Annotated in this window: 3 protein-coding genes; 1 reads left to right on the forward strand and 2 read right to left on the reverse strand. The window is 60.8% G+C overall.

Annotated elements, in window-relative coordinates; all coding sequences use genetic code 11:
• Together aat and trxB are read right to left on the reverse strand one after the other, a co-directional pair.
• Window positions 1-641 (reverse strand): leucyl/phenylalanyl-tRNA--protein transferase (gene aat, locus DBR24_RS20865; RefSeq protein ID WP_128615704.1); only part of this gene is annotated, 641 nt, incomplete at its 3' end.
• Between the two features lie 63 nt (window positions 642-704).
• The gene (gene trxB / locus DBR24_RS20870; protein ID WP_123462484.1) at window positions 705-1,664 is read right to left on the reverse strand and encodes a thioredoxin-disulfide reductase; all 960 of its coding nucleotides are present in this window, start codon (window positions 1,662-1,664) and stop codon (window positions 705-707) included.
• A 297-nt stretch (window positions 1,665-1,961) separates the two neighbouring features.
• On the opposite strand from trxB, the gene DBR24_RS20875 reads away from it, so the two are divergent.
• Window positions 1,962-3,616 (forward strand): DNA translocase FtsK 4TM domain-containing protein (locus tag DBR24_RS20875; RefSeq protein ID WP_256591700.1); only part of this gene is annotated, 1,655 nt, incomplete at its 3' end.

The following is a 3,616-nucleotide window of genomic DNA, read 5'->3' on the forward strand; positions in this document are numbered from 1 at the left end:
TTGGCCAGGTAGCGCGCGAATTCACTGCGGGGAATCGCCCGTGCGCCGAGGCTGTGCAGATGATCGGTCGGCATCTGGCAGTCGATCAGCACAAACCCCGAGTCTTTCAAGTGTCGCACCAGTGTGGCAAAGCCATATTTGGAGGCGTTGTCGGCGCGGCTGAACATTGATTCGCCGAAAAACAGTTGGCCCATCGCCAGGCCATACAGGCCACCGACCAGTTCGCCCTGATCCCAGACCTCCACCGAATGGGCGAAGCCGCGGCGGTGCAATTCAATGTAGGCGTCCTGCATGGCTTGCGTGATCCAGGTGCCATCGGCGTAATCCCGTGGCGCGGCGCAGGCGCGGATGACGGCATCAAAATCCTGGTCGAAGGTCACCTGATAGCGCGCCTTGCGCAGTAATTTGCCGAGACTGCGCGAGACATGCAGTTCGTCGGGAAATAGCACCGTGCGCGGATCCGGCGACCACCAGAGAATCGGCTGGCCTTCGGAAAACCACGGAAAGCAGCCATGGCGATAAGCCTGAATCAAACGATCGGCGGACAGGTCGCCGCCGGCGGCGAGTAATCCGTTGGGTTCGCGCATGGCCTTTTCCAGTGGCGGAAAAGTCAGTGAGTTGCGTTGTAACCAAGTCAGCATGGCATCCAGGCTTGCAGAAGGGGAGGGCGGTGCGGGCTGTGTGGCCCGCGATAAAGTGTGCCGTTAAATGACAGGAATGTCGTCCAGATACTTCTCCGCATCGAGCGCAGCCATGCAACCGGCGCCGGCGGACGTCACCGCTTGCCGGTAGACGTGGTCGGCCACGTCGCCTGCGGCAAACACGCCGGGGATCGCGGTGGCTGTGGCATCGCCCTCGCTGCCGCCCTTGATCACCAGGTAGCCATCGCGCATTGGCAACTGACCCTGAAACAGGTCGGTGTTGGGTTTGTGGCCAATGGCAATGAACACGCCCGCCAACGACAGTTCGCGGGTTTCGCCGGTGTGGCTGTCGCGCAGGCGGGCGCCGGTCACGCCGCTGGCGTCGCCGAGCACTTCGTCAAGGTTCTGGTTCCAGTGCAGGCGCACGTTACCGCTGGCGGCTTTGTCGAACAGCTTGTCCTGAAGGATTTTCTCCGAGCGCAACTTGTCGCGACGGTGGATCAAGTGCACTTCTTTGGCGATGTTGGAGAGGTACAACGCTTCTTCGACGGCGGTGTTGCCGCCACCGACCACCGCCACCACCTGATTGCGATAAAAGAAGCCATCACAGGTCGCGCAGGCGGAAACACCCTTGCCGGCGAAGGCTTCCTCCGAGGGCAGGCCCAGATACTGCGCCGACGCGCCGGTGGCGATAATCAGTGCGTCGCAAGTGTAAGTGCCGCTGTCGCCGATGAGTTCAAACGGGCGCTGCTGCAACTTGGCCGTGTGGATGTGGTCGTAAACGATCTCTGTGGCAAAGCGTTCGGCGTGCTTCTGCATGCGCTCCATCAGCACCGGGCCGGTCAGGCCTTCGACGTCGCCGGGCCAGTTGTCGACCTCGACCGTGGTGGTGAGCTGGCCACCGGCCTGCAATCCGGTAATCACGACGGGTTTGAGGTTGGCGCGGGCGGCGTAGACGGCGGCGCTGTAGCCGGCCGGACCGGAGCCGAGAATGATCAGGCGTGAATGCTTCGCTGCGTTCATCAAATACACCTCATAAGCCTTTGTCACAAAAGACAATGCATGCTCAAATTGAACCGCAGGTTTCGTGCGCTTGGCTATGCTCAATGCTGGGCTTTGAAGCATGGCATCAGACGCACAAACCCGTACAATGCCGGGCTGTAACAGAATATTCGCTGCGCACCGTGTTTATAAAAGCCGCAGCGCAGTGTTAAAAGTAGTCTCAGTTGTGCCCGTTCACTTTTTCACCTGCCTGGATTGGGCAGTTTTTTATCGTCATTCAATAGATGGACGCGCCTCGGGCGCAGGAAAAGAAGCGTTTTGAAGAAATCCACCGCAGCACCAAAAACAGTCGTTCCGCTCTGGCGCCAACAGTTGCACTACCGGCTCAAGGAAGGTGCATTGATCGCCATCGGTGCCTTGTGCCTGTTCCTGATGATGGCTTTGCTGACCTACGGCAAGGACGATCCGGGCTGGAGCCACAACAGCAAGATCGACGACGTGCAGAATTTCGGCGGCCCGGCGGGTTCCTACAGCGCCGACATCCTGTTCATGGTGCTCGGTTATTTCGCGTACATCTTCCCGTTGCTGCTGGCGATCAAGGCGTATCAGATCTTCCGTCAGCGTCACGAACCGTGGCAGTGGAGCGGCTGGCTGTTCTCCTGGCGCCTGATCGGTCTGGTGTTTCTGGTGCTGTCCGGCGCGGCACTGGCGCATATCCATTTCCATGCCCCGACCGGTCTGCCGGCGGGCGCCGGTGGCGCATTGGGCGAGAGCCTCGGCGATCTGGCGAAGAACGCGCTGAACATTCAGGGCAGCACGCTGCTGTTCATCGCCCTGTTCCTGTTCGGCCTGACGGTGTTCACCGACCTGTCGTGGTTCAAGGTGATGGACATCACCGGCAAGATCACCCTCGACTTGTTCGAGCTGTTCCAGGGCGCGCTCAACCGCTGGTGGTCGGCCCGCACCGAGCGCAAACAACTGGTCGCGCAACTGCGTGAAGTTGACGACCGCGTACATGACGTGGTGGCGCCGACGGTCACCGACAAGCGTGAACAAGCCAAGGTCAAGGAACGCCTGATCGAGCGTGAGCAAGCCCTGAGCAAGCACATGTCCGACCGTGAGAAGCAGGTGCCGCCGGTCATTGCCCCGGCCCCGGCCAAGGCCCCGGAACCGAGCAAGCGCGTGCAGAAAGAGAAACAGGCGCCGTTGTTCGTCGACAGCGCCGTGGAAGGCACCTTGCCGCCGATCTCGATTCTCGATCCGGCGGAAAAGAAACAGCTCAATTACTCGCCGGAGTCCCTGGCAGCGGTCGGCCACTTGCTGGAGATCAAGCTCAAGGAGTTCGGGGTCGAGGTCACGGTGGACTCGATCCATCCGGGCCCGGTGATTACCCGTTACGAGATCCAGCCCGCTGCAGGCGTGAAAGTCAGCCGCATCGCCAACCTGGCGAAAGACCTGGCGCGTTCGCTGGCCGTGACCAGTGTGCGCGTGGTCGAGGTGATTCCGGGCAAGACCACTGTGGGTATCGAGATTCCCAACGAAGACCGGCAGATCGTGCGCTTCTCCGAAGTGCTGTCGACCCCCGAGTACGACAACTTCAAATCGCCGGTCACCCTGGCCCTGGGCCACGACATTGGCGGCAAACCGGTCATCACCGACCTGGCGAAGATGCCGCACCTGCTGGTAGCCGGTACCACCGGTTCCGGTAAGTCGGTGGGGGTGAACGCGATGATCCTGTCGATCCTGTTCAAGTCCGGCCCGGAAGACGCCAAGCTGATCATGATCGACCCGAAAATGCTTGAGCTGTCGATCTACGAAGGCATTCCGCACCTGTTGTGCCCGGTGGTTACCGACATGAAGGACGCCGCCAACGCCTTGCGCTGGAGCGTTGCCGAGATGGAGCGCCGCTACAAGCTGATGGCGAAGATGGGCGTGCGTAACCTGTCCGGCTTCAACGCCAAGGTCAAGGAAGC

The organism is Pseudomonas sp. HMWF006 (assembly GCF_003061205.1).
GTDB classification, from domain to species: domain Bacteria; phylum Pseudomonadota; class Gammaproteobacteria; order Pseudomonadales; family Pseudomonadaceae; genus Aquipseudomonas; species Aquipseudomonas monsensis.